Here is a 26406-nt window from a genome sequence, read left to right on the forward strand (position 1 = left end):
GCCGCCTCACTTGACCAACCAGCCCTGCTCGCCCGCGACCTGCTTGACGTGCTCGAGGTCCTCCTTGATGAACTTGTCGAGTTCGGCGCCGGTCAGGAACGTGTCGACCTGGGAGGTTTTCTCGATGTAGTCCTTCCAGTCCGGCGTCGCCTGCACCTTCTTCATGAGGTCGACATAGAACGCGGCCTGGTCCGGGGTGACCTTGCCGGGGAGCCACACCGTCCGCGGCTGCTCATATTGCTTGATGTCGAGACCCTGCTCGACGCAGGTCGGAACGTCGCCCCAGCCTTCGGTCGCGGTGACCTTGGCGCCCTGCGGCAGCCGCTTCGGGCTGAAAACGCAAAGCGGTCGTTGCGTTCCACCGCGCCATTGCCCGAGACTTTCGCTGGGATTGTTGACGTGGGAGTCGAGGTGTCCGCCGGCGAGCTGCACGGCAGTCTCTGCGCCGCTCTTGAAGGGGATGTAGGTCAGCTTGATGTGGCCGGCTTTCTCGATCATGCGGGTCAGCACCTCGTCGGTATCCTTCGACTGCGCGCCACCCATCTTGAATTCGCCCGAGGCGGCCGCCTTCAGATAGTCGCCCGCCGTCTTGTAGGGCGCGTCCTGCTTGACCCAGAGCAGGAACTCGTCCTGCGCCATCGCCGCGATCGCTGTGAGATCGGTGTAGTTGAAGGCGACCTTGGAGACGAGCGGCTGCTGCCAGGCATTCGACGTGCCGAAGATCACCTTGTAGGGATCGCCGGCGGACGCCTTGCCGTAGACATAGCCTTCCGCGCCGCTGCCGCCCCCCTTGTTGACGACAACGATCGGCTGCTCCACCAGCTTGTGCTTGGTGATGATGTTCTGCACCGCGCGCGCGAGATTGTCGGTGCCGCCGCCGGGCCCGGCGGTCGCCACGAACTCGATCGGCTTTTGCGGCTGCCAGGCGCTGAGCGCCGGCATCGTGCCGGCGAGCACAATTGCGGCGGAGAGCAGAAGTGTTGACGTCCGACCCATGATGTCCTCCAGCTGATTTTTGTCTCTTGTTGTTTTCGACATCCGATCAGGCGACGCGTTCCTCGCGTCTTCCTGATGCCAGGACGATTGCGCCTTCTTTTTCGAGCGCTTCGATCTGCTTCTGGTCGAACCCGTGCTCGACCAGCACCTCGCTTGTATGCTCACCGTAGACCGGCGCGCCCGTGCGCACTTTGCCTGGGGTCTGCGAAAACTTGACCGGCAAGCCGATCGTCTTCACGGGACCGAGCGTGGAATGCTCGACCTCGACGACCATCTCGCGCGCCAGCGTCTGCGGATCGCTGAGTGCCTCCAGCATGTCGTGGACGGGTCCGCAGGGCACGCCCTTCTCGTCCAGCGCCGCCAGCCAGTGCGCGCGCGTGCGGGTGCGGAAGCGCTCGCTCAGGACAGCTTCGAGCTCCTTCAGATTGGCCATGCGGTCGGCGCCATTGATGAAACGCGGATCGGCCGCGAGCTCGCTCGCGCCGAGCGCTTCCAGCATCAACAGCCAGTGCTTCTTGTTGGCGCCGCCGACCACGAGCCAGCCATCCGCGGCCTCGAAGGCCTGGTACGGCGCGTTGAGCGGATGGGCCGAACCCATCGCACGCGGTGCGGTGCCCGCTGCGAGCGCGATGGTCGATTGCCAGTAGGTCTGCACCAGCGCGGCCTCATAGAGCGAGGTTTCGACCCACTGCCCTTCGCCGGTCTTGAGACGGTGCGTGTAGGCCGCGAGGATGCCCATGCTCGCCAGCAGGCCGGCGGTGATGTCGGACAGCGGCGGGCCGCATTTCACGGGCGGACCATCGGGACGTTCGCCGGTAAAGCTCATGATGCCGCTCATCGCCTGGGCGACCAGATCGAAGCCGCGGCGGTGCTTGTAGGGTCCGGTGCGGCCGAAGCCCGACAGCGAGCAATAGATCAGCGTTGGATGCTGCTTGTGCAGGTCGTCGTAGCCGAAGCCGAGGCGCTCCATGGCGCCCGGCGCAAAATTCTCGACCAGCACGTCGGCGCCCGCGATCAGCCGCCGCAACACCTGCTTGCCGCCATCGGTCTTCAGATCCAGCACGATGCCACGCTTGTTGCGGTTCATCATCAGGAAGGAGGCCGCCTCGTCGCCAATCTTCGGCGGCACCGAATGGCGGGTGTCGTCACCGTTCGGCGATTTCTCGATCTTGATCACGTCGGCGCCCATGTCGGCCAGCATCAAAGTGCAGGTCGGCCCCGCCATGACATGGGTGAGATCGATGACCTTGAGGCCGGCAAGCGGCCCCGAACGGCCGGAGGTTGATTGCGAGCGATCGCTTTGCATCGGGGCGTCCTATTGGCCGCGCCATTGCGGCGCGCGCTTGGTGAGGAAAGCATCGAGCCCTTCGCGAAAATCCTGGCTCGTGTAGCACATCAGGATGAGGTCCTCGCCCTCGTCCGGCGTCAGCCGCCTTTGCAGACGCGCCACGGCCTGTTTGGTCGCATTCAGCGTCAGCGGCGCGTGGCTGGCAAGCAATCGGGCAACCTCGTCGGCGCGCCTGTCGAGCGCGGTAAGATCCTCGACGACCTCGCCGAGCAGCCCGACACTGGCCGCCTCCGTCGCGTCGACGAGGCGCGCGGTGAAGATGAGATCCTTGACGCGGGCAGCGCCGATCAGCGCGGTGAGACGACTGACATTGGACATCGACAGGCAATTGCCGAGCGTGCGGGCAATGGGAAAGCCGATTTTCGCGCTTTGGGTGCCAATACGGAGGTCGCAGGCCGCGGCAATGCCCGCGCCGCCGCCGGTGCAGAACCCGTTGATCGCCGCGATCGTCGGCACGCGGCACTGCTCGAGCGTGGTCAGCACCCGATCGATGCGGTTCTCGTAGTCGATCGCGTCCTGCGGCGACTTGAAATCGCGGAACTGATTGATGTCGGTGCCGGCGGCAAACGCCTTGTCGCCGGCCCCGCGCAGCACCAGCACCTTGACCGCGTGATCGTCGTTGATCTCCTCGCAGATCGCGGCGAGCCGCTCGTACATCGCGAAGGTGAAGGCATTGCGCGCCTGCGGGCGGTTGAAGGTGATCCGCCCGATACCGTCCTGGCGCTCGAAACCGAGGTCTTCCGCCACCACCTGCTGGTCCATTTCCTCATGTCCTTCTGCTTTTCTACATTTTTGAATGCAAAATGATCGATGTACAAGCTGGAACTTGCATTAATTCGCATATAGCCTCATTTTTGCATTCAAATGGACTTCAGACCCATGCTCCATGAGGAAGTCGTCGGCCGCATCCGTGCCATCCTGCTCGACGGCGAAATCCCGCCGGGCGCGCGGATTCCCGAGCGCGAGCTGTGTGAGCGGCTTCAGATATCGCGCACGCCGCTACGCGAGGCGCTCAAGGTGCTCGCCGCCGAAGGGCTCGTGCAGCTTTTGCCGCATCGCGGTTCGCGCGCCGCAAAACTGACCGACAAGGACATACGCGACCTCTTCGAGGTCTGCCAGGGTCTCGAAGCGCTCGCCGGCGAACTCGCCTGCGAACGCATCACCGATCCCGAGATCGACGCGATCGCCGCCGCGCATGCGGAGATGGTGCATCATCATCGCGAGGGCGACCTGATCCGGTACTATCGCGGCAACCGCGCCATTCACGAAGCCATCGTCGCTGCGGCCGGAAACCCGGTGCTTGCAGGGCTGTATGCGTCGGTGACCGCGCGCATCCGGCGCGCGCGTTATGTCACGCCGATGACGCCCGAGCGCTGGGCGGTCGCCGTGAAGGAGCACGATGCCATCCTGAACGCACTGCAGAGGCGCGACGGCGTCGGCCTCGCCCATATCCTGCGCGCGCATCTACGCCACAAGCGCGAAGAGGTTTTGCAGGCGGGCTTTGCTGAAACGGAAGGGAGCGAACTCACGCCGAGAATTGCGTGAGACGGCGTTCGCCACTTCGGCTTCTATCCGTCGCACCATTTCCCTGCCATAACCGCCTCGCACATCGATCACGACCATCAGGCCAAGCCGCAATGACCAAGCCCCTGCTTTCCGATCCCGGCGCTCGCGCGACCTCCGACAGCACCGGAAATACGCCGCAAGGCGGCTTTGCCGATCTCGTTCCCGAACTCGGCGTCACCAGCATTCAAGACAGCCTGTCGTTCTGGCGAGGCCTGCTCGGCTTCGAAATCGCTTATGACCGCCCCGATGCGCGATTTGCCTATCTCGTCCGGGGGCGTCTGCAAGTGATGCTCTGCGAGTTGAACGGACGCTGGGAAACGGCAGAAATGCAGCGCCCGTTCGGACGCGGCGTCAATTTTCAGATGGCCGTCGATCACATCGATCCGATGCTGAGGGCTCTCGACGATGACAACTGGCCGCTCTACGAGCAGCCGAATGAAGCCTGGTACCGGGTCGGTGCTATCGAGTACGGACAACGGGAATTTCTCGTTCAAGATCCGGATGGTTACCTCGTGCGCTTCGTCGAACGCCTGGGCATGCGCACGCCTTCCTGACACAAAAAGATTCATGCGTCCCGCCGTATCGCGGCCAGCAGACACAATCACGACACAATCATTGATTGCATTCGATCGCACTGGTCGGATCGTGCTGACGAAGGTCGTCGGCAACAGACGTCTTTTGTCGCGCGCCGCAATTGCGACCAAGGCCGGCGAAGGATTCCACTATTATCCCGAACCGATGCAGATGACGTTGTAATCGGCGGATCAGGTCCGGGTGGCGCACGCGGCGCCCGGGCCGTCCGAACGATCACCACTGTCCGGCTGACCGGCAAGCAATTGCAATCCGCAATGTCTCCGGCGGCGTTGGCAGGCGGACATTTTGGTGTTATTGAACTACAGCTACTAATTGCAGATCGCATTTATTGACGTGAATTGTTTGGGAGCGTCAATGTCCCGCGAGAACGATGGTTTTGTCTTCCATCGTGACCGGCTCCAATGGGTCCCGGATGTTGTCTATCGGGCCGTCAACTTCTTTGTCACATGGGACAAACTGCCGACCCTGCTCGGAGCTGCCAATCTCTCGGCGTTCCGCGACCGGCTGCGTGAGCACAATCTGCACCATACCGGCTACGGCACGACATCGCCTCGCTGGAGCACGGGCAATGACCGCTGGCGTTCCGCCGACGGCTCGTTCAACAGTCTCGACCATCCGCGCATGGGGATGGCTGGCGCCCGGTTCGGACGCAATTTCGCGCTGCCCGAATGTGTACCGGACAGTCTGGACGACCTGCTCGAACCCAGTCCGCGCGTGATCTCGGAGGAATTGCTGGCGCGCCGCGAATTCATTCCCGCGACCAGCCTCAATCTGCTGGCCGCCGCCTGGATCCAGTTCGAAACCCATAATTGGTTCAGCCATGGGGCCCCTAAGTCGGGAAACGAGTTCAAAATTCCGCTGAAGCCAAACGACGAATGGCCTGCGGATGAGCGGATCGACGGCTGCATGAAGATCCGTCGGACCGTTTGCGACGAGACGCCACGTGAACCATGGCTCGGCGCGACTCCCACGTTCCGCAACCTCAACTCGCACTGGTGGGACGCCGGACAGATCTACGGCAGCGACCGCGCGAGGCAGATGCAGATCCGTTCCGGGGCAGATGGGAAGATCGCTGTCGGCGATGATGGGATGCTTCCAGCCGATCCAGTCCATCCGGGCGCCGATCTCACCGGCTTCAATGACAATTGGTGGGTGGGGCTCAGCCTGCTGCACAACCTCTTTGCACGCGAGCACAATGTCATCTGCGACGGCTTGAAGACGCGGTATCCGACCTGGAACGACGAGGCGCTATTCCAGCATGCGCGCCTGATCAACGCAGCCCTGATCGCCAAGATCCACACCGTCGAATGGACGCCAGGCATCCTCGGCCATCCCGCACTGGACTTCAGCATGCACGCCAACTGGTCGGGGATCCCGTGCCGGGTGCTGCGCGCAGTGCTCGGCAAGGACAGCGAAGCCGCCTTTGGTATCATCGGCTCTCCGACGGATCAGCACAGCGCGCCCTACGCGATGACGGAGGAATTCACCGCCGTGTACCGCCTGCACCCGCTGATCCCCGAAAAGATGGATGTACGGCGGCTCGATAGCGCAGAGATTACCCCTAGCGATTTGGTCCATATGCAGGGCCCCGCCTCCCGCAAGTTCATGCAGACTCACGGCTTCGCCAACCTGCTCCACTCCTTCGGCACCGCTCATCCAGGCGCCATTCGCCTCTACAATTTTCCCAACTTCCTGCGCCAGTTCACGAAAGACGGCCAGCCGTTGCTGGACGTGGCCGCCATCGATATCATGCGCGATCGCGAGCGCGGCGTGCCGCGCTACAATCGGTTTCGCGAACTGGTCGGCAAGAAGCGGGTCAACACATTCGAGGAAATCACCAGCATCCCCGGCGCGGCCAGGAAGATGCGCGCGATCTACAAGGGCGACGTCGATCGCGTTGATCTGATGGTCGGACTATTGGCCGAGGACCTGCCGGATGGTTTTGGCTTCAGCGATACCGCCTTCCGCATTTTCATCCTGATGGCATCGCGGCGTCTCAAGAGCGACCGGTTCTTCACCGATGACTACCGGGCGGAAGTCTACACCAATTTCGGTCTGGACTGGATCCACAACAACGGAATGAAATCGGTGCTGCTGCGGCATGTGCCGCAACTCGGACCGGCGCTCGAGGGCGTCAACAACGCCTTCGCCCCGTGGAACGTGCTGCGAGGCTGAGCCTTGGCCCTCTGCAAAGTCGCAGCCACCTTAGCACCCGAGCTTGTCGGCGATTCCGCCAAAATCCCTGGCGACGATGTCCCAATTGCCGGTGGCCTCGAAATCGACCTTCTGGAGCGGACCGTATTCGGTCGGTCGCGCCACGAAAGCCGTCTTCAGCCCGTTCTTCTGCGCGGCAGCGAGATCGCCGTTGTGGGCGGCGACCATCATCACCTCTTCCGGCTTGAGGCCGAGCAGGCGCGCGGCGCCGAGATAGGTTTCGGGATCGGGCTTGTAGTGCTCGAACAGCTCGGCCGACATGATGAGGTCCCAGGGAAGCCCTGCGAACTTCGCCATGTTGGTGAGCAGCGCGACATTGCCGTTTGACAGCGGCGAGATCACGAATTTCGTCTTCAGCCGCGTCAGGCCCGCGACACTGTCGGGCCACGGATACAGGCGGTGCCAGCCCCTGGTGAGGTGATCGAGATCGGCTTCGGTCAGGCCTGGAATCGAAAATTGCGCGACCAGCTTTTCCAGCGAGCGGCGATGCAGATCATCGAGCATGACATAGCCGCGCTCGGGATGTTTGCGCACGTCATCCATCGAGGCCATGTACATGCCGCGCCAGCCGTCGACGAGTGCGGTCCAGTCGGCGGAGATGCCGCGGCCCTTCGCCCACCACATGAAGTCCGTGATCAGGCTGGTGCGCCAGTCGACGACTGTGCCGAACACGTCGAAGACGAGGGCTTTGACGGCGGAGAGATCGGATGTCGTGGTCATGTTTCGCTTCGCGGATTTTCCGCGCCCCGGCTGGCTTCGTCTCAGATGAAAGGCTTTAAAGCATGATCCTTTCCGTGCAACAATAGCGCTAGTCCCGCACATCAAACACGCGCAAGATGAACAAAGTGACGGGTCTCAACCAGTCGGGGTGCAGCGCATCCGTCATGACCACCATCCCTGTTGCATGTATATTGCTTGAGGATGCCCGCCTTCCGGACGAGGCATCTTTAATCGAGACGTTACGCGTTCGTCATCCTGGCTTGCGGTGGGACCGCAGCCCAGTCGCACCAAGTAACGATACCGACGGTCCGATGTTCATCCGCGTCGGCGATCATCTCATGACCATCCTCTTGATGCCCGCACCCATGCCCTACGATCAGCAGCTGTGGCAGCGAGCCTCCTGGGTATGGCCGGAGGCTTTCCACGCCGCCGGCCGCCACCGCGCGCACCTCGTCGTCGCGACAATGGGCTCCGCCGAAGACAACTCAGAAACGAAAGCGCTTGGGTTCGCCGAGAGTGTGCGCCTTACGACTGCCTTTGTCGGCGCCGTGCTTGAAGCACTTCCCGGCTGTCTCGGCGTCGTCTGGCGCGGCAATGTGGGCCGCTCGCCCGAGATGTGGCTCGAGCAGTCACGCCGCTCGTTCGAGCCGTTTCCGGATCATCCGTTCGGATCGTGGATGGAAATCATTCCCTTCCGTTCCGGAGAGACCGTCGGAGCCTATACGGTCGGACTGTCCGCATTCATCGGACGCGAGATCGAATTTGAGGTGGACGGACTCGACCAACGCGGCGTCACGCTTCGTGTTGCCAACGCTTCGTCCTATTTGATTGCAAATGGCCTCGACAAAAACATCGAGAGCGGGACGGTGTACAAAGACGATGACGAGAACATCGGTCACGTTGCGGTGCTCCACCGCAACTCGCGCTTTCGGATCGGGCCGGTCATTTCGTTCTTTTCTCTTCAAGACCGAGCTGGAAGGCTCAAGACCTACCAGATCATTCCGTCATCTCTCGCGCGAAATCACCCGCTTCTGATCATGCTGGGCAAGGTCGGGCTTTTCGATCCGGCGAAGTCAGAGAACCTGATAGAGCTGCGGCCAGATCACTACGTATCGGAAGCTCGCCTGGAAATCCTCGATGGCGGCGTATCGCAAGAGCTGTCCAAAATGCTCGCGACCGACGCCTATGCCGAGGCGGACACGAATGCGCGCCGCGCGCTCGCGAGCGGAGACATTGCGTCAGCGAGGGCTTTTTTGCTGCCTTGGGCTGAGGAAGTTGGTGAGCTCCAAAAAGCGCTCCAACTCGCTCTGACCTTGCGCGATGCGTTCTTGTTCATGCCGGCCGCGCCGCGCAGCCCTTAGTAGACAGGCGATGGATCATGTCCATCCTGGTGCTGTATGCGACGACGTCCGGCTAATTTCGCCGAACGAACGCAGGCGGACGTCGCTGACACTAGTCCAAATGGAACTTCGCCAGTTCGCGATGCTCGGCCTTGATGTAGCGCACGGTGCCGGTGACGGAACGCATCACCACCGTCTCGGTCTCGATCACGCCGTCCTTGCGGAATTTGACGCCTGACAGCAGCGAGCCCGTGGTGACGCCGGTGGCGGCAAACAGGCAGTCGCCGCGCGCCATGTCCTCGATGCCGTAGATCATCTTGGGATCGTTGACGCCCATCTTGGCGGCGCGTTCGCGCTTCTCTTCGGAGTCGAGGATGAGACGGCACTGCATCTGGCCGCCGATGCAGCGCAGCGCCACGGCCGCGAGCACGCCTTCCGGCGCGCCGCCGGTGCCGAGATACATGTCGACGCCGGTATTGTCGGGGTCGGCGCAGTGGATCACGCCGGCGACGTCGCCGTCGGTGATCAGGCGCACGGCGGCGCCGGTCGAGCGTACGCTCTCGATGATGCTGGCATGGCGCGGCCGGTCGAGCACGAGAACGGTGATGCCGTCGGGCTTGACGCCCTTGGCCTTGGCGAGGCGGTGGACGTTTTCGGCCGGTGTCGCATCGAGCTCGACGACGCCCTTGTCATAGCCGGGACCGATCGCGAGCTTCTGCATGTAGACGTCGGGCGCGTGCAGCAGCGTGCCGCCGTCGGCCATCGCCATGGTGGCGATCGAGCCCGGCATGTTCTTGGCGCACAGCGTGGTGCCTTCGAGCGGATCGACGGCGATGTCGACCTGCGGGCCGGCGTTCATGCCGACCTTCTCGCCGATGAAGAGCATCGGCGCCTCGTCGCGCTCACCCTCGCCAATGACGATGGTGCCCTCGATCGGGAGCTTGTTGAGCTCGCGCCGCATCGCGTCCACCGCGGCCTGGTCGGCCGCCTTCTCGTTGCCGTGCCCGCGCAGACGCGCCGAAGACACCGCCGCCCGCTCCGTCACACGCACGATCTCCAGCGTGAGAATGCGCTCGAGCAACGCTTGCGGCGGGACTGAAATATGGGTCGACATCGGCTCACTCCTTCGAAACAGTTTTGGACGGACATCTCCGTCGCATCAACTCGTAACACCCACAGTTCGTTCGAACCGTGTCTTATTCTTGGAACATGACCTTTCCGGAAAACCGCTTCACACTTTTCCGGGTCATGCTCAGTTCTTCTCGATCCTGATGACCTGGGGTCGCCCACTGATCACCTTGTCCTTCTGCACGGCCGCGAGCGCGCGGCGCACGGCGTCCTCGTGCGTGGCATAGGTGATGAGGATGACGGGCACCGGGACCGCCTTGCCGTCTGCCGGCGCAGCGCCGCCATTGGGATGGCGCTGCACGATCGACTCGATCGAAATCTTCTGCTCCGCAAGCCGCGTCGCGATCGCAGCCGCGGTGCCCGGGAAATCGCGTGCCAGAAGTCGGATGTAGTAGCCGCCCTCATGGCGCTCCATCGGCGCCTTCTTGGTATCGCGCAGCTGCGAAATCGGCCGGCCGAACGGATTGGCGCGAATGCCGCGCGCGACGTCGGCGATGTCGGCCACGACGGCGGATGCGGTCGCAGCGCCGCCGGCACCGGGGCCGACCAGCGTGATCGGCGGGATGCCCTCGCCATCAATCGTGACCGCATTGGTGACACCCATCACCTGTGCGATCGACGAGGATTTCGGAACCATGGTCGGATGCACGCGCTGCTCGATGCCCTTGGCGGTGCGAACCGCGACGCCGAGGAGCTTGAGCCGGTAACCGAGATCGTCAGCGGCACGGAGATCTTCCGGCGCGATGGAGGAGATACCTTCGACATACACCGCGCTTTGAGCAACTTTCGTGCCGAAAGCGAGGCTGGCGAGAATGGCGAGCTTTTGCGCGGTATCGTGGCCGTCGACGTCGAAGGACGGATTGGCCTCGGCATAGCCGAGCCGTTGCGCGTCCTTCAGGCATTCGGCGAAGGACAGGCCCTCCTGCTCCATCCGGGTCAAGATGTAATTGCAGGTGCCGTTGAGGATGCCGTAGACCCGGTTGATGCCGGTTCCGGCAAGGCCTTCGCGTAACGTCTTGATGACAGGGATCGCAGCGCCGACGGCTGCCTCGAAATTCAGCGCGCCGCCGTGCTTTTCGGCGGCCTTTGCCAGCTTGAGGCCGTGCTTTGCCAGCAACGCCTTGTTGGCGGTGACGACGGATTTACCGGCAGCGAGCGCGGCCTCGACCGCCGACAAGGCGGGATCGCCGGAGCCCCCCATCAGCTCGACGAAGCAGTCGATGCCGGGATGCGTGGCGAGGGCAAGCGGATCCTTGACCCACTCGACGCCGCGCAGATCGACGCCGCGTTTCTTGGCCTTCGAGCGCGCGGTGACGGCGACGACGCGGATGCCGCGGCCGCTGCGGCCGGCAAGCACGCGCGCCTGCGTTTCAATCAGACGGACAACTTCGGCGCCCACGGTGCCGAGCCCCGCTATGCCCACTTTCAGGGGTGCAACCATGATGCCTTGGAAAACCTGCGGAAGAGAACTTAACGCCGAGTGGCGAGCGGAACGACGTTGTGCAACGTTTCGATGCCGCTTTCAAGGAAGCGGCGCACGCCGCGCGCGGCCTGCCTGATCCGTTGCTCGTTTTCCACCATGGCGATACGGACATATCCTTCACCATGCTCGCCGAAGCCGACGCCGGGCGAGACCGCGACACCGGATTTCTCCACCATCAGGGTCGCGAACTGCATGCTGCCGACGCTGCGGAAGGCTTCCGGCAGCGGCACCCAGGCGAACATCGACGCTTCCGGCGGTGGGATCTCCCAGCCGGCACGGCCGAACGATTCCACCAGCGCGTCGCGCCGCTTGCGGTAGGTGTCGCGCATCTCCTTGATGCAATCGTCCGGTCCGTTCAGCGCGGCGGTCGCTGCGACCTGGATCGGCGTGAACGCACCGTAATCGAGATAGGATTTGACGCGGCCGAGTGCCGCAATCACGCGCTCGTTGCCGACCGCGAAGCCCATGCGCCAGCCAGCCATCGAATAGGTCTTCGACATCGAGGTGAACTCGACGGCGACGTCCATCGCGCCCGGCACCTGGAGCACCGAGGGCGGCGGGTTGCTTTCGTCGAAATAAACCTCGGCATAAGCGAGATCGGACAGGATCAGGATCTCGTGCTTCTTCGCGAACGCGACCAGGTCCTTGTAGAAGTCGAGGCTCGCAACATAGGCGGTCGGGTTCGAAGGATAGCAGACGACGAGCGCCAGCGGCTTCGGGATCGAATGCACGATCGCTCGCTCGACCGCCTCGAAGAATTGCGGCGTCGGCTCTGAGGGCACCGAGCGGATCACGCCGCCCGCCATCAAGAAGCCGAAGGCGTGAATCGGGTAGCTCGGATTGGGACAGAGGATGACGTCGCCGGGCGCGGTGATCGCCTGCGCCACGTTGGCAAACCCCTCCTTGGAGCCGAGCGTCGCCACCACCTGGGTGTCGGGATTGAGCTTCACGCCGAAACGGCGGGCGTAGTAGCCGGCCTGGGCCCGGCGCAGCCCGGGGATGCCGCGGGAGGCCGAGTAGCGGTCGGTGCGCGGCTTGCCCAGCGTCTCCTTCAGCTTCTCCAGCACATGCGCCGGCGCCGGCAGGTCCGGATTGCCCATGCCGAGGTCGATGATGTCGGCGCCGGCATTCCGCGCGGCTGCCTTGGCCCGGTTGACCTGTTCGAATACGTAAGGCGGAAGGCGGCGGATGCGGTAAAACTCTTCCATGGCTCTCTCGGCTCCGGGCAACCGGTCAGGACAGAATCGACAGGCCATAAAGACCAGGCGGAAGGCGCCCGCGTCCTTCGCGAAAATTACTCAAGATCAAATACTTAGAGCAATTATCGACGACGTTGACTGAAGTCGTTCGCCCTGACTCTCGGCTGAACTAAGGTCTTTTAGCACGGCGAGGCGGAGGCGCCAGCGATTACCTTGCAGGGCCCTATTTCGCGTCCTTGGTGGCGACCGCCTGACGGTCGCGCGCGGCAGCAAGCTCGGCCTCGATCTTGGCGCGTTGGTCCGGCGGGATGACCGCCTGATCGCGATCCGGAGGCAGATCGTGCACCGGCAGATAGCTCCCGGCCTCCCTGGGATGCGCTTGCGCATCGGAAGGCGTCATATCCGCAAGCTGACTCGAGCAGCCGCCTAGGGCGAGCGCCACCATCAGCAGCGCGCCACAGATCCGCCGCGACTTTTGCAGGTCCCTCAACGCCAACACTAGGGAAATCCCCACTTCGTCCCAAAGCACGGCCCCGGGCAACCTTACCCAAGCCCGCGCCCAAGCTCAAACCATTGCTGCCCAAATGGTGCGAGCGAGAAAATAGCCCAGATACCCCACCAAGCCGAGCGGTGCGGCTCGATTGTGACGGAACCAAGAAAATTTGTCGCACTGCAACACATCTTCGCGAGTGTTTAACGCCAAACATGCGAGCTTCGCGGTGACGAATACGGAATGAATCGTTACTGTTCTGCTCATGAGTATGGCCACGATCGATACGCCCAAACCCGAGACGAAGTTCGATGCGGAAGCCTTCGCGATGAATGTCGCGCGGGCGATGGAGAGCGGCGGCAAGGCGCTCGCCGCGTACCTGAAGCCGCGCGAAAGCGGCGAGGTGCAGGATCGTCCGCCGGCCGAGCTAGCCGAGGTCGTCAAGACCTTCACCGCCGTCGCCGAATACTGGCTGTCGGATACGTCGCGGTCTTCCGCACTCCAGACCAAGCTCGCCAAGGACTATCTCGACCTCTGGGGCTCGGCGGCGCGCCGCATGGCCGGTCAGGACGCCCCGCCCGCGATCGCGCCCTCGCCGCGCGACAAGCGCTTTGCCGATCCGGAATGGAAGTCGAACCAGTTCTTCGATTTCGTGATGCAGCTTTATCTGCTCACTACCAAATTTGCGCAGGAGCTTGTGCGCGACGCCGAGGGGCTCGATCCGCAGACACGCCGCAAGGCCGAGTTCTACGTCCAGCAGCTCACCAACGCGATGTCGCCGTCCAACTTCGTGCTAACCAATCCGGAAGTGCTGCGCGCGACGGTGGCCAGCAGCGGCGAAAATCTCGCGCGCGGGCTGAAGATGCTGGCCGAGGACATCGCCGCCGGCAAGGGCACGCTGAAGATCCGTCAGTCCGATCCGGACAATCTCGTCGTCGGCGTGAACATGGCGACGACGCCCGGCAAGGTGATCTACCAGAACGAGATGATGCAGCTGATCCAGTATGCGCCGGCGACGGAGAACGTGCTGCGGACGCCGCTCCTGATCATCCCGCCCTGGATCAACAAGTTCTACATCCTCGACCTCAAGCCGGAGAAATCCTACATCAAGTGGTGCGTCGATCAGGGCATCACCGTGTTCGTGATCTCATGGGTCAATCCCGACAAGCGGCTCGGTGCCAAGAGCTGGGAAGACTACATGAAGGAAGGCCCGCTCACGGCGATGGACGTGATCGAGAAGGTCACCGGCGAGATGAAGGTGCACACCGCCGGCTATTGCGTCGGCGGCACCATGCTCGCGACCACGCTGGCCTGGCTCGCCGAGAAGCGCCGCCAGCGTGTGGCGTCCGCGACATTCTTCGCGGCACAGGTCGACTTCACCCATGCCGGTGATTTGCTCGTGTTCGTCGACGAGGAGCAGATCGCATCCCTCGAGCAGGACATGAAGGCGGCCGGCGTGCTCGAAGGCTCGAAGATGGCGATGGCCTTCAACATGCTGCGCTCCAACGATTTGATCTGGTCCTATGTCATCAGCAATTACCTCAAGGGCCAACAGCCGAGCGCGTTCGACCTGCTGCACTGGAATTCGGACGCGACGCGCATGACCGCGTCGAACCATTCGTACTATCTGCGCAATTGCTATCTTGAGAACCGGCTCTCGACCGGCACGTTGGTGCTGGACAACACCTTGCTCGATCTCTCCAAGGTCATGGTGCCGATCTACAATCTCGCAACCCGCGAGGACCATATCGCGCCGGCAGAATCGGTGCTGTACGGCTCCCAGTTCTTCGGCGGTCCGGTGAAATACGTATTGTCCGGCTCGGGCCACATCGCCGGCGTGGTCAATCCGCCCGCCTCGAACAAATACCAGTACTGGACCAACGACAACGTGAAGTCCGCCAATGTCGCCGAGTGGATGAAGGGCGCGGTCGAGCACAAGGGCTCGTGGTGGCCGGACTGGCGGCAATGGCTGGGCGCACTCGATCCCGAGGAAGTCCCGGCCCGCACGGTCGGCAGCGAGGCGTTTCCCCCGATCGAGGACGCGCCCGGCAGCTATGTCAGGGTTCGCGCATAGCAGAATCTTCCGCGCTTTCGTATAAGCTCCACGCCTGCGGCAGAAATTGATGAGGGGACCGGGTTATGACGCGTGAATTGTTCTGGCTGACACTGACGGTGGTCCTGACCGGAATCCTCTGGATTCCCTACACCATCAACCGCTGCCAGATTCGCGGCCTCGGTGGCGCGATGGCCAATCCCTCGCGCACCGACAAGCCGCAGTCGGAATGGGCGAACCGTCTGATGTTCGCGCATGACAATGCCGTCGAGAACCTCGTGCTGTTCGCCCCGCTGGTGCTGATCCTGAACGCGATCGACCATTCCTCGAAATGGACGGTGCTTGCTTGCGCCGTCTATTTCTGGTCCCGCGTCGCGCATCTGATCGTCTATGCGCTCGGGATCCCGGTGTTCCGCACATTGGCCTTCACCGTCGGCTTCATCGCGCAGGCCGTGCTGGCCGTCGCGATCTTCAAGGTGGTTTGAGATCAGGCCTTGTAGTCTGAAATCAGGCCTTGCGAACGACGAGATGCAGCATGTTCGCCGGCGTCTCGTCGAAGCTCTGGATCACGTTCCTGTCCGACGACAGCGTGATCCATGGACCTGCGCTGGCGTAGGTCGCCTCGAGCCATTCCGGCGACGCATAATTGTAATAGCGCCCGAGACTGTCCCGGCCATCGCCCTCGCCCATCTTGTAGCTGGCGTAGAACACGCCTGACGGCCTGAGCGCGCGACGAATCTGCGCCAGGATGCCGGCGAGTTCGTCGCGCGGTACGTGCAGGAGACAGGCGCTGGCCCAGACGCCGTCATAGGCCTCGTGCGCGTCAAGCTGGTCGAACCGCATCGCCTCGACGGCATGACCGAGCCGCTGCGACGCGATCTCGGCCATTTCAGGCGAGCCGTCGGTGGCGCGCACCGAAAAACCTTCGGCCAGCATCACCGCCGAATGATTGCCGGCGCCACAGCCGAGCTCGAGGATCGAGCCGCCGGACGGCAGCAGAGCGAGAAAGCCTCGCAGCCGCGTCGAGGGCGCCTTCGCCCAGTCCGCATAGGACCTGGCGTTGCTCCGATAGAATTGCAGAGTCCCTTGGTCCACGGCGGCCACTCCGATCAGGGAAACAGCGCGATCTGCTCCAGTCCAGCGGTCTCGGGAAATCCGAACATCAGGTTCATGTTCTGGATCGCCTGACCGGCCGAGCCCTTCACCAGATTATCAAGCACCGAAATCACGATGGCGCGGTTCTTGATCCGGTCGGCGATGACACCGATCTGGACATAGTTCGAGCCGCGTACGTTCTGGGTCTGCGGTAGCACGCCCTTCTTGACGACATGCACGAACGGCTCGTTCGCGTAGGCTTTCTCGAGGGCGGCCCGCAAATCGTCCGGCGTCGCGCCATTGAGCTTGACGTAGGACGTGCAGAGCTCGCCCCGCGACATCGGTATGAGATGCGGCGTGAAATTGACGGTCACGCTCGCGCCCGCCGCGACGCCGATCTCTTGTTCGATCTCCGGCGCATGCCGGTGCGTGCCGACCGAATACGGCGAAATCCCCTCGCCCGCCTCGCTGAATAGCGTGTTCTGTTTCAGGCCGCGTCCGGCGCCGGTGACGCCTGACTTGGCGTCGATCAGGATGTCATCGACGTCGATCAGATTTGCTTTCGCCAGCGGCACCAGCGCCAACAACGCTGCCGTCGGATAGCAGCCGGGACAGGCGACCAGCCGCGCCGCGGCAATCTTCTCCCGATAGAATTCGGTCAGGCCGTAAACGGCTTCGCCCTGCAACTCGAGTGCCTGATGTTCGTGGCCGTACCACTGCGCGTAGGTGTCCTTGTCGCGCAGCCGGAAATCGGCGGACATGTCGAGGACCTTGATCTTCGGGTTGGCCTTCAGCACGGCCGCGATGATCTGCTGCGTGGTGCCGTGCGGCAGCCCGCAGAACACCGCATCGAGCTTGCTCCAGTCGACCTCTTCCCATTCCACGAGTTGGGGCAAATCCAGCATGAAGAAATGCGGAAACACCTCGCCCATCGACTTGCCGGCGTGGGTGTTGGCGGTGAGCGCGACGATCTCGGCATTCGGATGCCGCGCCAACAGGCGCACCGCATCGGCCCCGGTGTAACCGGAGGCGCCGAGAATGCCGATCTTCTTCGAGCTCATCACGCGTTCCTTTCAGGCGTCACTGGATCGTCTTGCCGGGCCGAAAGTTGCAGCATCGCTTCGTCCGCCGGGCTGGCCTCGCGAGCAACGCTCGATCGGCTACTCGTCGGCAAGGCCCAACATCAGTCGCATGTTCTGCACGGCCGCGCCGGACGCACCCTTGCCGAGATTGTCGAGCCGCGCGACCAGCACCGCCTGGTGGTATTTGTCGCTGGCGAAGACGTAGAGCTCGAGCATATTGGTCTCGTTGAGCGCTTCCGGCTCAAGCTTGCCGTCCTTGGTCGCTTCGTTCTGAAGCGGCATCGCCGAGACGTATTTCGAGCCGGCGTAACGCTTTGCCAGCGCGGCGTGGAGATCGGCGCCGCTGGGCTTGCCGGGCAGCGTGTCGAGCTGCAGCGGCACCGAGACCAGCATGCCCTGCCGGAAATTGCCGACGGAAGGGATGAAGATCGGCCGCCGGGTCAGGTTCGAATAGAGCTGCATCTCCGGCAGATGCTTGTGTTCGAAGCCGAGGCCGTAGAGTTCGAAGGACGGCGCGCTGCCGTCCTCGAAAGTCGCGATCATCGACTTGCCGCCGCCGGAATAGCCGCTCACCGCATTGACGGTGACGGGATAGTCCGCAGGCAGCAGGCCGGCATCGACGATCGGTCGCAGCAGCGCGATCGCGCCGGTCGGATAGCAGCCGGGATTGGAGACCTTCTTCGCAGCCTTGATCTTGCCAGCCTGATCCGGCGTCAGTTCCGGAAAGCCATAGGCCCAGTCGGGCGCGACCCGGTACGCGGTCGAGGCATCCAGCACCTTCGGCCCCGACGGCCCCATGCTGTCGATCAGCGCAACCGTTTCCCTGGCAGCATCGTCCGGCAGGCAGAGGATGACGAGGTCGACCTCCTCCATCAGTGCCTTCTTCGCGGCGGGATCCTTGCGCTTGTCGTCGGCGATCGTCTTCACGACCACGTCGTTCTGCAGCTTCAGCCGCTCGTTGATGCCGAGCCCGGTGGTGCCGGAGCCGCCGTCGACGAAGACGGTGGCGGGCTTTGTCGCAGCGCCGGCCTTGGGGGCATTTTTGGTGTCAACGAGGCTGGCTTCAGAAAAGGTCATGGCGCGCTCCTTTCGAGCATGTTGGTTTCGGGTGCGAAGGCCTCCGGCCTCACGTCCTGCATCAGTTGCGAGATTTCCCTGGCGTCGGCATGGGCTTGCGCGCCGAGCGCATTGGCGATCGCCGTATAGTCGGCGTCGGACTTGTGCTGGTTGAGCTTGAAGCTGCCTTCGACCTCTTCAACCGCCATGACCAGCCCTACGATTCCCTTCTTCAACGCTTCCAGCCTGCCGGCCATCATCTTGCCCGACGTCCATGGCGTCTTCGGCAACAGCCAGTTTTCGAACTTCTCGCTGAGCGTGTCGATCTGCACCGCCAGCTCGTCATCCGACAGAAGCCGCACCGGCCCGCTGAGATGCACCGACTGGTACAGCCAGGTCGGCACCTGATCCGGCGAGACGTACCAGTCCGGCGACACGTAGGCATCGGGGCCGTTGACCGCGAGCAGCCAGGAGCTCGTCCCGTCCGCAAGCTTTAGCAGCGGATTGTGACGGGCGATATGAAAGGCAGCCTGCGGCGTGCCGTCCGCGGCATAGGTCAGATAGAACGGAATTGGCGAGGCGACCGGCTTGTGGCCGTCGAAGGCGCACACGGTGCCGAAGCCGCGCGTGTCGGCAAATTTCAGGCTCGCGGCGCGGTCTTGCTTGAAAAAGGGTGGCGTGTACATCGTTGTCTCCTGCTGGGCCTCCTTGGGGGCCGCCGGATCAGATCGCGCTGACAGGAGAGAGAATGCCGCGGATCGGATCCAGCGGCAAAGACGATGATCTCAAACGCGATCGACCGCCCAAACCGCTAAAGAGCGGCGGCGGCGACGGGCGAACAAAAGGGTCGCGGCGTTGATCATGGCGCGGGGCTATAGGGCCATATCGGCGAGCCGTCAAGGTATTGGAACCGGTCATTCCGGGCTGCCGTAGCCAAGAGAGGGGGCCGGTGCGCTCGATCGGCTGGCCTGCACTCGCCGTCGCTACCACCTGGCCATGCCGAGCCGGCTGAAGAGAATCTCCCAAAAGGAACCTGCGCGGGTTAGCTCGTATAAATGGGCGCTTGCCTGGCCGTTTCCAAGATTGGACGCTTTGCTGTACCACTTGATCGCCTGCCGGGTGTCCTTGGGCACGCCCGTGCCGCTCTCATACGCCCACCCCAGATTGTATTGGGCCAACCCGTCGTTCTGATCAGCGGCCTTGCGCAGCAAGGATATACCCTTGGCGAGATCCTGCGGCACGCCTTCGCCTTTGATGTGCAAGAGGCCCAGACGTGTTTGCGCGAACGTCAAGCCTTGGTCAGCCGCCTTCGAAAACAGATCGAAAGCCAAAGAGAAGTCTTGGGGAACGCCGCGTCCGTCCCAGTACATAGCTGCAAGTCGGGATTGGCTAAAAGCGTTCCCCTGATCCGCTGCCTTGGCGTACCAGTCGGCCGCCTGCTTCTCGTCGCGAGCTGTACCCAGGCCCATCTCATAGACGTACGCAAGATTCTCCTGGCCGTAGGCATCGCCCTGTTCGGCAGACAGGCGAAACCATTTGATGGCCTCCGCGCTATTGCGCTTAGTCCCACTTCCGTTCCGGTACATCGCTCCCAGATAGAATTGCGCACGTGCGCTTCCGATTTCAGCCAGCGGCTTCAAGCGCTCCATCGCGCGTTCAAAATCATGCGCAAGATATGCGCTCACGCCGTCCTTGAAGTCGGCGCTGACGTCGATGACCGAAGATCCGCCTTTCGAGGTCACGCCGATCAGCCCGTACTTGAACTCGTCAAGCTTATCGAACCCTTTCTCGATTGCCGGAGCAAACTCTGCCGGACAGACCGGCGCATCGAGTGTAAGGCGAAGAACTGCGTTGGAACGAATGGTTCGGCCATCGAGGTCAATGGTACCACTTACGTCAATCCGGCCGTGAACGTCTCCGTAGCCTGTCCTGCCCTCGAAAGTCGCCGAATAGACGACCGGCGCCGGTTTTTCGTAGAAGAAAGTGCTTTCGGGAATCGTGAGCGAAGCGGCCTCGCGGTATTCCATCGGCCGACAAACAAACGGCCGCCCGCTCGCCTGGCGCGCAACCAACCGCAAGAGCGATTGCCTTGGATCCGTCAAAGGCAACATCCTGACGCGCGTGGGCCGATCAACTTCGAGGGCTTTGCTGATCTGAAATGTTGACGTGATGGCGTAGTTGTCCGTCAGCTCGCGCGGATTGGGGTAAGTATAATCACCGGTGCCGGTCAGGCCGGCCTGCTCGATCAGCCGGCTGGCGGCCATCCGCCGATCCGCATCATCCAAGCCCTGCGCGACCACGCGTCCTAATTGTGCACCGACGCCTGTCCCGGACAGGATCGACCGGACCTCGCGCTTCCCGTCCTTGCCAAGGACGTAGTCCGTTTCCGCGGCCAGCCGGAAGCGCGCCGGCTCGGTCATGGGGATGCGGCCCAAGACACCTCTGTCGATGTTGAGGACCGGCTTGCCCGCAAGCTCCGGCGGCAGCGATCCGAAGGCAAAGAGAGAGGCTGTCGGATCGAGGTACTGGTCAATCTCCGGGACGTAAGCGATCGCGTGGTCAAAATTTGGCGTCGCCACTTCGGTGAGCGTGTACCTTGCGTCCGAGTTCACCGCGACCAGATTGGCTTCTATGCCCTGGGCGGCGAGCAGCGCCTTGAACAGTGTCGCATGCGCCTTGCAGTCGCCATAGCGCGACGCAAGCACGGCCGAGGCGGGCTGAGACGTCCAGCCGCCGTCCTCGAGGCCAATGCCGACGTAGCGGATATTACGGGCCACCCAATTGTAGATGCGCTCGATCTTCGCGCGTGCGCCGATGGCGTCGCCGACGATCTCCTGCGAAAGTCGTGTAATCCTCTCATCAGGTCGCGCCACGGGCGCGTTGCGGGAGTTCAGCGTCGCCGCGAAAGCGGAATAGTCAGCAAACGTGCTCACCTCGAAACGCTCTGCACCCGCGAGAGTCTCCTCGTCGATCTGCCGGGGTCTCGGCGCGTCTTGCCGGAAACGCACCCGATGGATGATCCGATCGTTCACTCTCTCTTCATGGTGCTCGACGTTGCGCAATGCGATCCGCAGCGGCCTGGATGCCGGTCCGTCAACGGTCACTTCGAGTAACTCGGGTGGCTGGTTAGCCGGCTCGCTCCAAAAGCGCGCAAACTCACCCGGAAATCTCGGCTGCTTGGCCTTGTAGACCAGACGCCCGCGGATGCTGTCGCCGGGAGCAACATGCGGAAAGGCGATGATCCTGTCGCGCACCTCGTCGAAATAGGGCGATGAGGAATCTGTCGATGCCGGTTGATCGCGAATGGCGCGCTGATCCACCGCGACCACGCCGCCGTCTGCCTTGAGAGTGGCAAGCTCGATTGACGTCAAATCGTCAAAATAGCTGTTGTATTGAAAACGTTGCTGCGCGATGGCTGCTGCGCCCTTCTCGTCGAGCGCCTTGATTTCGAACTCGAAGACCTCGGTGCTGAGCCCGTTCTCATCGAAGCTAACGGCATCGCGGGCCACCGTTCGGCGCCAGCCCGGGTCGATCCAGCCGGGTCTACCGTCGCTATCCGGTGACTCGGCGGCACGCAATTTCATGCACGGCGACGAGAGCAGCAATGCTGCCAGAAAAGCTGAACAAATTCGTACGATCATATGCTGAGCGCTCGGCCCTCAGGTCGGCAGCTCAACTAGCAGGTGAAAATTACCAGCCGCACTCTCGGAAAGAACAACTTTTAAGTTTCTCCACGACCCTTCCAATCCGTGCGTCTTGTCACACCACCCGCCAGAGCCATTCCATGATCTTGGCGATCACGTCGCCGAACAGCAGCAGCGCCGCCGACCAGATCAGCGCCGAGACGAAATTGGCGGCCTGGAAGCTCCAATAGGGCATCTCGAAAATGCCGGCTGCAAGCGGCACGGAGGCACGCAAGGGGCCGAAGAAGCGGCCGATGAAGATGCTCGGCACGCCCCAGCTGCGCACGAAGGCCTCACCCTTGGGCAGGAGTTCCGGGTAACGCGAGAGCGGCCACATCTGGGCGACCTTCTCCTTGTAGCGATAGCCGAACCAATAGGAGACCCAGTCGCCCAGCGCCGCGCCGACGCCGCCGGCGATCCAGACCGGATAGAAGCTGATGCCACTCGCGCCGATCAGCGCGCCGATCGCGACCAACGCGCCCCAGGCCGGGATCAGCAGCGAGATGAACGCGAGCGACTCCCCGAAAGCGAGCAGGAACACGATGGGAGCTGCCCACGTCTGATGAGCGCGCACGAAATCGGCCAGCGCGTGCGCAAACTGCTCCATTCAAAATAGCCTTTCCGCCCTGCCCGAAGGTGCTGCTCGATGAAAAGGACTGGTAAGCCAAGGACTTGTGTGACATCAAGTCACAAAGTCCGGTCCAGACCGGACCGGACCGTCACATTGCCGGGAACTGGTGGGGCTGCGGCGTAAAATTGCCGGGATTGGCTCCCAACCACACCGCCCGGCCCGCCCTGCGATAACCTTTCAAGGTCAGAAGTGGCATAGTCGGCCCAACCGATTCGCCGCTCATGCGGCCCTCAAAGCGCATAAAGATATATGTCCAAGCAGTTGAAGCCCAAAGCAAAAGACGATTTTTTCGGCGGCGATGAGCCCAAGCCCCGCGCAGCCAAGGCCGCCCCGCGCGCGGGCGGCGCCGAGGCCGACTACACGGCAGCCGACATCGAGGTGCTCGAAGGTCTGGAACCGGTGCGCCGCCGGCCCGGCATGTATATCGGCGGTACCGACGAGAAGGCGCTGCATCACCTCTTCGCCGAAGTTATCGACAACTCGATGGACGAGGCGCTGGCGGGGCACGCGACCTTCATCGGAGTCGAGTTGAGCGCGGACGGCTTTTTGACGGTCACAGACAACGGCCGCGGCATCCCGGTCGATCCGCATCCAAAATTCCCGAAGAAGTCGGCGCTCGAAGTCATCATGTGCACGCTGCACTCGGGCGGCAAGTTCGACTCCAAGGTCTACGAGACCTCGGGCGGCCTGCACGGCGTCGGCATCTCCGTGGTGAACGCCCTCTCCTCGCTGCTCGAGGTCGAGGTCGCGCGCAGCCAGAAACTCTATCGCATGACGTTCGAGCGCGGGCACCCGAAGGGCAAGCTCGAGGATCTCGGCAAGATCAACAACCGCCGCGGAACCCGCGTGCGCTTCAAGCCGGACACCGACATCTTCGGTGCCAAGGCCGCGTTCAAGCCGCAGCGCCTGTTCAAGATGACGCGTTCGAAGGCGTATCTGTTCGGCGGTGTCGAGATCCGCTGGAATTGCGCGCCCGAACTGCTCAAGGGCGTCGACGACGTGCCGGCGGAAGCGACGTTCCACTTTCCCGGTGGCCTCAAGGATTATCTGGCGGCCGCGATCCATGCCGACACGCTGGTGCATCCCGACATCTTCTCGGGCAAGTCGGGCCGCAACGGCGCGCATGGCGCCTGCGAATGGGCTGTGGCCTGGACCGCGGATGCCGACGGCTTCCTCTCCTCCTACACCAACACCGTGCCGACGCCCGACGGCGGCACGCACGAATCCGGCCTGCGCAGCGCGCTGCTGCGCGGCCTCAAGGATCACGCCGAACGCGTCGGCCAGGGCAAGCGGGCGTCGTCCATTACGTCTGAAGACGTGATGGTGGGCGCAGCCGTGATGCTCTCGGTATTCGTGCGCGAGCCTGAATTCCAGGGCCAGACCAAGGACCGTCTCGCCACCGCCGAAGCGCAGCGCATCGTCGAACAGGCGATGAAAGATCCGTTCGACCATTGGCTGTCGGGCAATCCGAACCAGGCCAACCGGCTGCTCGACTTCGTGGTCGACCGCGCCGAGGAGCGACTGCGCCGCCGGCAGGAGAAGGAGACCGCGCGCAAGACCGCCGGCAAGAAGCTGCGCCTCCCCGGCAAGCTCGCCGATTGCAGCGATGCCGGCTTGGAAGGCTCAGAACTCTTCATCGTCGAGGGTGACTCGGCCGGCGGCAGCGCCAAGCAGGCGCGCGACCGCAAGACCCAGGCCGTGCTGCCGCTGCGCGGCAAGATCCTCAACGTCGCGTCCGCCGGCAAGGACAAGCTGACGGCAAACACGCAGCTCGCCGACCTCGTGCAGGCGATCGGCTGCGGGATGCTCGCGCAGTATCGCGAAGAGGATTTGCGCTACCAGCGCATCATCATCATGACGGACGCCGATGTCGACGGTGCCCACATCGCTTCGCTGCTGATCACCTTCTTCTATCGGCAGATGCCGCGGCTGATCGACGAAGGCCACCTCTTCCTCGCCGTACCGCCGCTCTACAAGCTGACCAACGGCACGAAGTCGGTCTACGCCCGCGATGACGCGCACAAGGCGGCGCTGATCAAGAGCGAGTTCAACGCCAACGCCAAGGTCGAGGTCAATCGCTTCAAAGGCCTCGGCGAAATGATGCCGGCGCAGCTCAAGGAAACCACCATGGATCCGGCAAAGCGGACCATGCTGAAAGTGGTTCTGCTCGCCGACGACCGCGACACCACGGCGGATTCGGTGGAGCGCTTGATGGGCACCAAGGCCGAAGCGCGCTTCGCGTTCATCTCGGACAAGGCCGAATTCGCCAATGACGATTTGCTGGACGTCTGATCCGCAGGCGCTACCCGGTCGCATCCCATCCAGAGCCCCGGCATGAAGCCCGGGGCTCTTTTGTTTTTGGGGACGACAACCGCTCTTTCCCGCCGATCCTGCCCGCCGATCCTGCCCGACCATCCTGCCAACGGTCCGCCTCGATTTCGGTGATTCCCTGCCTCGTCGCATCGCGACTCGGCCAACGACTCACCCAGTCAGGCTGATGCAGGATTGCCTCCGTTTCGGACAAAGCCGGATTCACTAACGAGAAGTTACCAAAATACAAATCGCAAAATTCGGCGTATCACTTTGATAATGCAGGGTTATTGCATACTTCGACAGCGACACTCGGAATCCCTGCCGTGCGGCGTTTCCCGGCAACTGTGCCTGCTCTGCAACAGCATTTCGGAGAGAAGCAGGTATAGTCCGAGACATCAGATGACACGGACTTCAGTGCGCTCGCGCCTGCCAGACAGACCAAAGCTTGGGGATTTTAAGATGAAGAAGATTTTGCTCGCACTGACCGCGGTTGCCGCGATGACCGGTTCGGCCTCGGCCGCTGACCTTGGCGCCCGTCCCTACGTGAAGGCCCCGATGGCAGCGCCTGTCGCCAGCTGGACCGGCTTCTATCTCTTCGGCGGCGCCGGCGGCGGCCTCTCGGCCGCTGACCAGCGCGTGCAGACCACGGTCGGCGCAGTTCCCCTGACGATCGATCAGCGCCAGGGTGGCTCGGGCTGGTTCGGCACCGTCGGTCTCGGCTACGACTGGCAGTTCAGCGGCACCTGGGTCGCCGGCGTATTCGCTGACGGTCAGTTCGGCAGCATCCGTGCTACCATCCAGGATCCGATCGCTGGCATCACTGGCAACCAGAAGCTGGAAGATTCCTGGGCCGCTGGTGTCCGCCTCGGCTGGCTGGTCGCTCCGAACGTTCTCTCCTACGTCAACGGCGGTTACTCGGGCGCTCACTTCGGCCAGACCAACTTCATGACCCTGGCCGGCGTGCCCGCCGGTATCCATCTCAACAGCTACAACCGCAATGGCTGGTTCGTCGGCGGCGGCGTCGAGAACAACCTGAACATCTTCGGCATCCAGTCGCCCGGCTGGTTCATGAAGACCGAATATCGCTCGGCCTTCTACAACGCCAAGACCCAGAACGAACTGTTCGATGCTGGCAACGTCCTTGTGGGCCGCGACATCCGCGCCAACACCTGGAACCAGACGATCTCGACTTCGCTGGTCTACCGCTTCAACTGGACCGGTCCGGTCGTCGCGAAGTACTGATCTGATCTGACCTAATCTTCAGACGTCAAAGCCCCGGCATCGCCGGGGCTTTTTCGTTGTACGGTGCTTCAGCGGACCTTGCGTGGACATGCATCCGCCCTGCGGCCTGCATCAGCAGCCATTGTATCCCAACCGCGGCTGCGGCTAGTCTCCCGCCAAGTTTTCGGGCCGCG

Annotated in this window: 23 protein-coding genes; 9 read left to right on the forward strand and 14 right to left on the reverse strand. The window is 62.8% G+C overall.

Translation table 11 applies throughout. The features are described 5' to 3' along the window. Positions 1-6 precede the first annotated feature (6 nt). Genes ABIB91_RS07655 through ABIB91_RS07665 form a run of 3 tightly spaced genes read right to left on the reverse strand, consistent with a single transcriptional unit; the run spans position 7 to position 3106 of the window. The gene (locus tag ABIB91_RS07655; protein WP_354167733.1) at positions 7-996 is read right to left on the reverse strand and encodes a Bug family tripartite tricarboxylate transporter substrate binding protein; all 990 of its coding nucleotides are present in this window, start codon (positions 994-996) and stop codon (positions 7-9) included. 46 nt (positions 997-1042) lie between these two features. Further along, on the reverse strand, positions 1043-2302 hold the full coding sequence (locus ABIB91_RS07660; protein ID WP_354167730.1) for a CaiB/BaiF CoA transferase family protein: 1260 nt from the start codon (positions 2300-2302) through the stop codon (positions 1043-1045). A gap of 9 nt (positions 2303-2311) precedes the next feature. Further along, on the reverse strand, positions 2312-3106 hold the full coding sequence (locus tag ABIB91_RS07665; protein ID WP_354167727.1) for an enoyl-CoA hydratase/isomerase family protein: 795 nt from the start codon (positions 3104-3106) through the stop codon (positions 2312-2314). Positions 3107-3223: 117 nt separating this feature from the next. Here ABIB91_RS07665 and ABIB91_RS07670 point away from each other — a divergent pair, with 117 nt between their 5' ends. The 4 genes from ABIB91_RS07670 to ABIB91_RS07685 all read left to right on the forward strand — a co-directional run bounded on the left by ABIB91_RS07670 (position 3224) and on the right by ABIB91_RS07685 (position 6679). Continuing rightward, the gene (locus ABIB91_RS07670; protein ID WP_354167724.1) at positions 3224-3889 is read left to right on the forward strand and encodes a GntR family transcriptional regulator; all 666 of its coding nucleotides are present in this window, start codon (positions 3224-3226) and stop codon (positions 3887-3889) included. A gap of 92 nt (positions 3890-3981) precedes the next feature. Next, positions 3982-4464 (forward strand): bleomycin resistance protein, encoded by a 483-nt coding sequence (locus tag ABIB91_RS07675; protein WP_354167721.1) that lies wholly within the window; start codon positions 3982-3984, stop codon positions 4462-4464. Positions 4465-4525: 61 nt separating this feature from the next. Further along, a complete protein-coding gene (locus ABIB91_RS07680; RefSeq protein WP_354167718.1) occupies positions 4526-4666 on the forward strand; it encodes a hypothetical protein in 141 nt (46 codons plus the stop codon). A gap of 192 nt (positions 4667-4858) precedes the next feature. Beyond that, complete coding sequence (locus ABIB91_RS07685) at positions 4859-6679, forward strand: peroxidase family protein (RefSeq protein WP_354167715.1); 1821 nt, start codon at positions 4859-4861, stop codon at positions 6677-6679. A 30-nt stretch (positions 6680-6709) separates the two neighbouring features. Here the strand turns inward: ABIB91_RS07685 and ABIB91_RS07690 are convergent, their stop codons facing one another. Next, positions 6710-7438, reverse strand: coding sequence for a haloacid dehalogenase type II (locus ABIB91_RS07690; RefSeq protein ID WP_219680299.1), 729 nt, complete (start codon positions 7436-7438; stop codon positions 6710-6712). Positions 7439-7749: 311 nt separating this feature from the next. On the opposite strand from ABIB91_RS07690, the gene ABIB91_RS07695 reads away from it, so the two are divergent. Beyond that, positions 7750-8799: a hypothetical protein gene (locus ABIB91_RS07695; RefSeq protein WP_354167711.1), complete on the forward strand. Its 1050-nt coding sequence runs from the start codon at positions 7750-7752 to the stop codon at positions 8797-8799. 91 nt (positions 8800-8890) lie between these two features. Here the strand turns inward: ABIB91_RS07695 and glpX are convergent, their stop codons facing one another. The 4 genes from glpX to ABIB91_RS07715 form a co-directional block, all read right to left on the reverse strand. Further along, positions 8891-9892 carry a class II fructose-bisphosphatase gene (gene glpX, locus ABIB91_RS07700; RefSeq protein ID WP_007591522.1) on the reverse strand — a complete coding sequence of 334 codons (1002 nt, stop codon included), beginning with the start codon at positions 9890-9892 and terminating at the stop codon, positions 8891-8893. Between the two features lie 138 nt (positions 9893-10030). After that, positions 10031-11347 carry a homoserine dehydrogenase gene (locus ABIB91_RS07705; RefSeq protein WP_007591523.1) on the reverse strand — a complete coding sequence of 439 codons (1317 nt, stop codon included), beginning with the start codon at positions 11345-11347 and terminating at the stop codon, positions 10031-10033. A 29-nt stretch (positions 11348-11376) separates the two neighbouring features. Beyond that, positions 11377-12597, reverse strand: coding sequence for an LL-diaminopimelate aminotransferase (locus ABIB91_RS07710; RefSeq protein WP_018454429.1), 1221 nt, complete (start codon positions 12595-12597; stop codon positions 11377-11379). Positions 12598-12811: 214 nt separating this feature from the next. Beyond that, on the reverse strand, positions 12812-13087 hold the full coding sequence (locus tag ABIB91_RS07715) for a hypothetical protein (RefSeq protein ID WP_035992760.1): 276 nt from the start codon (positions 13085-13087) through the stop codon (positions 12812-12814). Between the two features lie 256 nt (positions 13088-13343). Between ABIB91_RS07715 and ABIB91_RS07720 the strand changes: the two genes are divergently transcribed. Both ABIB91_RS07720 and ABIB91_RS07725 read left to right on the forward strand, forming a co-directional pair. Then, positions 13344-15152, forward strand: a complete 1809-nt coding sequence (locus tag ABIB91_RS07720) for a PHA/PHB synthase family protein (protein ID WP_007591526.1) — start codon at positions 13344-13346, stop codon at positions 15150-15152. Positions 15153-15217: 65 nt separating this feature from the next. Next, the gene (locus tag ABIB91_RS07725) at positions 15218-15616 is read left to right on the forward strand and encodes an MAPEG family protein (RefSeq protein ID WP_354167706.1); all 399 of its coding nucleotides are present in this window, start codon (positions 15218-15220) and stop codon (positions 15614-15616) included. Between the two features lie 22 nt (positions 15617-15638). On the opposite strand, the gene ABIB91_RS07730 is transcribed toward ABIB91_RS07725, so the two are convergent. The 6 genes from ABIB91_RS07730 to ABIB91_RS07755 all read right to left on the reverse strand — a co-directional run bounded on the left by ABIB91_RS07730 (position 15639) and on the right by ABIB91_RS07755 (position 22654). Beyond that, entirely contained in the window at positions 15639-16226 is a 588-nt protein-coding gene (locus ABIB91_RS07730) for a class I SAM-dependent methyltransferase (protein WP_007591528.1), read from the reverse strand. Between the two features lie 14 nt (positions 16227-16240). After that, positions 16241-17287 (reverse strand): N-acetyl-gamma-glutamyl-phosphate reductase, encoded by a 1047-nt coding sequence (gene argC, locus ABIB91_RS07735; RefSeq protein WP_007591529.1) that lies wholly within the window; start codon positions 17285-17287, stop codon positions 16241-16243. 99 nt (positions 17288-17386) lie between these two features. Then, positions 17387-18385 carry an N-acetyl-gamma-glutamyl-phosphate reductase gene (argC, locus tag ABIB91_RS07740; RefSeq protein ID WP_354167702.1) on the reverse strand — a complete coding sequence of 333 codons (999 nt, stop codon included), beginning with the start codon at positions 18383-18385 and terminating at the stop codon, positions 17387-17389. Then, a complete protein-coding gene (locus ABIB91_RS07745) occupies positions 18382-19050 on the reverse strand; it encodes an FMN-binding negative transcriptional regulator (protein ID WP_354167699.1) in 669 nt (222 codons plus the stop codon). Before ABIB91_RS07745 ends, argC (ABIB91_RS07740) begins: the two co-directional genes overlap by 4 nt. A gap of 297 nt (positions 19051-19347) precedes the next feature. Beyond that, positions 19348-22005, reverse strand: a complete 2658-nt coding sequence (locus ABIB91_RS07750; RefSeq protein WP_354167696.1) for a DUF3857 domain-containing protein — start codon at positions 22003-22005, stop codon at positions 19348-19350. Positions 22006-22123: 118 nt separating this feature from the next. Next, positions 22124-22654, reverse strand: coding sequence for a DedA family protein (locus ABIB91_RS07755; protein ID WP_354167694.1), 531 nt, complete (start codon positions 22652-22654; stop codon positions 22124-22126). 273 nt (positions 22655-22927) lie between these two features. Between ABIB91_RS07755 and parE the strand changes: the two genes are divergently transcribed. After that, the gene (parE, locus tag ABIB91_RS07760; protein ID WP_018454437.1) at positions 22928-24970 is read left to right on the forward strand and encodes a DNA topoisomerase IV subunit B; all 2043 of its coding nucleotides are present in this window, start codon (positions 22928-22930) and stop codon (positions 24968-24970) included. Positions 24971-25450: 480 nt separating this feature from the next. Next, complete coding sequence (locus ABIB91_RS07765; protein WP_007591537.1) at positions 25451-26233, forward strand: outer membrane protein; 783 nt, start codon at positions 25451-25453, stop codon at positions 26231-26233. Positions 26234-26406 lie beyond the last annotated feature (173 nt).

It is taken from the genome of Bradyrhizobium sp. JR4.3 (assembly GCF_040547695.1).
GTDB classification, from domain to species: Bacteria; Pseudomonadota; Alphaproteobacteria; order Rhizobiales; family Xanthobacteraceae; genus Bradyrhizobium; species Bradyrhizobium canariense.

What these genes read in the sequence shown, in the direction of transcription:
- ABIB91_RS07655 (WP_354167733.1), bottom strand. Translation starts at nt 996, where the DNA reads ATGGGTCGGACGTCAACACTTCTGCTCTCCGCCGCAATTGTGCTCGCC.
- ABIB91_RS07660 (WP_354167730.1), bottom strand. Translation starts at nt 2,302, where the DNA reads ATGCAAAGCGATCGCTCGCAATCAACCTCCGGCCGTTCGGGGCCGCTT.
- ABIB91_RS07665 (WP_354167727.1), bottom strand. Translation starts at nt 3,106, where the DNA reads ATGGACCAGCAGGTGGTGGCGGAAGACCTCGGTTTCGAGCGCCAGGAC.
- ABIB91_RS07670 (WP_354167724.1), top strand. Translation starts at nt 3,224, where the DNA reads ATGCTCCATGAGGAAGTCGTCGGCCGCATCCGTGCCATCCTGCTCGAC.
- ABIB91_RS07675 (WP_354167721.1), top strand. Translation starts at nt 3,982, where the DNA reads ATGACCAAGCCCCTGCTTTCCGATCCCGGCGCTCGCGCGACCTCCGAC.
- ABIB91_RS07685 (WP_354167715.1), top strand. Translation starts at nt 4,859, where the DNA reads ATGTCCCGCGAGAACGATGGTTTTGTCTTCCATCGTGACCGGCTCCAA.
- ABIB91_RS07690 (WP_219680299.1), bottom strand. Translation starts at nt 7,438, where the DNA reads ATGACCACGACATCCGATCTCTCCGCCGTCAAAGCCCTCGTCTTCGAC.
- ABIB91_RS07695 (WP_354167711.1), top strand. Translation starts at nt 7,750, where the DNA reads ATGTTCATCCGCGTCGGCGATCATCTCATGACCATCCTCTTGATGCCC.
- glpX (WP_007591522.1), bottom strand. Translation starts at nt 9,892, where the DNA reads ATGTCGACCCATATTTCAGTCCCGCCGCAAGCGTTGCTCGAGCGCATT.
- ABIB91_RS07705 (WP_007591523.1), bottom strand. Translation starts at nt 11,347, where the DNA reads ATGGTTGCACCCCTGAAAGTGGGCATAGCGGGGCTCGGCACCGTGGGC.
- ABIB91_RS07710 (WP_018454429.1), bottom strand. Translation starts at nt 12,597, where the DNA reads ATGGAAGAGTTTTACCGCATCCGCCGCCTTCCGCCTTACGTATTCGAA.
- ABIB91_RS07720 (WP_007591526.1), top strand. Translation starts at nt 13,344, where the DNA reads ATGAGTATGGCCACGATCGATACGCCCAAACCCGAGACGAAGTTCGAT.
- ABIB91_RS07725 (WP_354167706.1), top strand. Translation starts at nt 15,218, where the DNA reads ATGACGCGTGAATTGTTCTGGCTGACACTGACGGTGGTCCTGACCGGA.
- argC (WP_007591529.1), bottom strand. Translation starts at nt 17,287, where the DNA reads ATGAGCTCGAAGAAGATCGGCATTCTCGGCGCCTCCGGTTACACCGGG.
- argC (WP_354167702.1), bottom strand. Translation starts at nt 18,385, where the DNA reads ATGACCTTTTCTGAAGCCAGCCTCGTTGACACCAAAAATGCCCCCAAG.
- ABIB91_RS07745 (WP_354167699.1), bottom strand. Translation starts at nt 19,050, where the DNA reads ATGTACACGCCACCCTTTTTCAAGCAAGACCGCGCCGCGAGCCTGAAA.
- ABIB91_RS07750 (WP_354167696.1), bottom strand. Translation starts at nt 22,005, where the DNA reads ATGATCGTACGAATTTGTTCAGCTTTTCTGGCAGCATTGCTGCTCTCG.
- ABIB91_RS07755 (WP_354167694.1), bottom strand. Translation starts at nt 22,654, where the DNA reads ATGGAGCAGTTTGCGCACGCGCTGGCCGATTTCGTGCGCGCTCATCAG.
- parE (WP_018454437.1), top strand. Translation starts at nt 22,928, where the DNA reads ATGTCCAAGCAGTTGAAGCCCAAAGCAAAAGACGATTTTTTCGGCGGC.
- ABIB91_RS07765 (WP_007591537.1), top strand. Translation starts at nt 25,451, where the DNA reads ATGAAGAAGATTTTGCTCGCACTGACCGCGGTTGCCGCGATGACCGGT.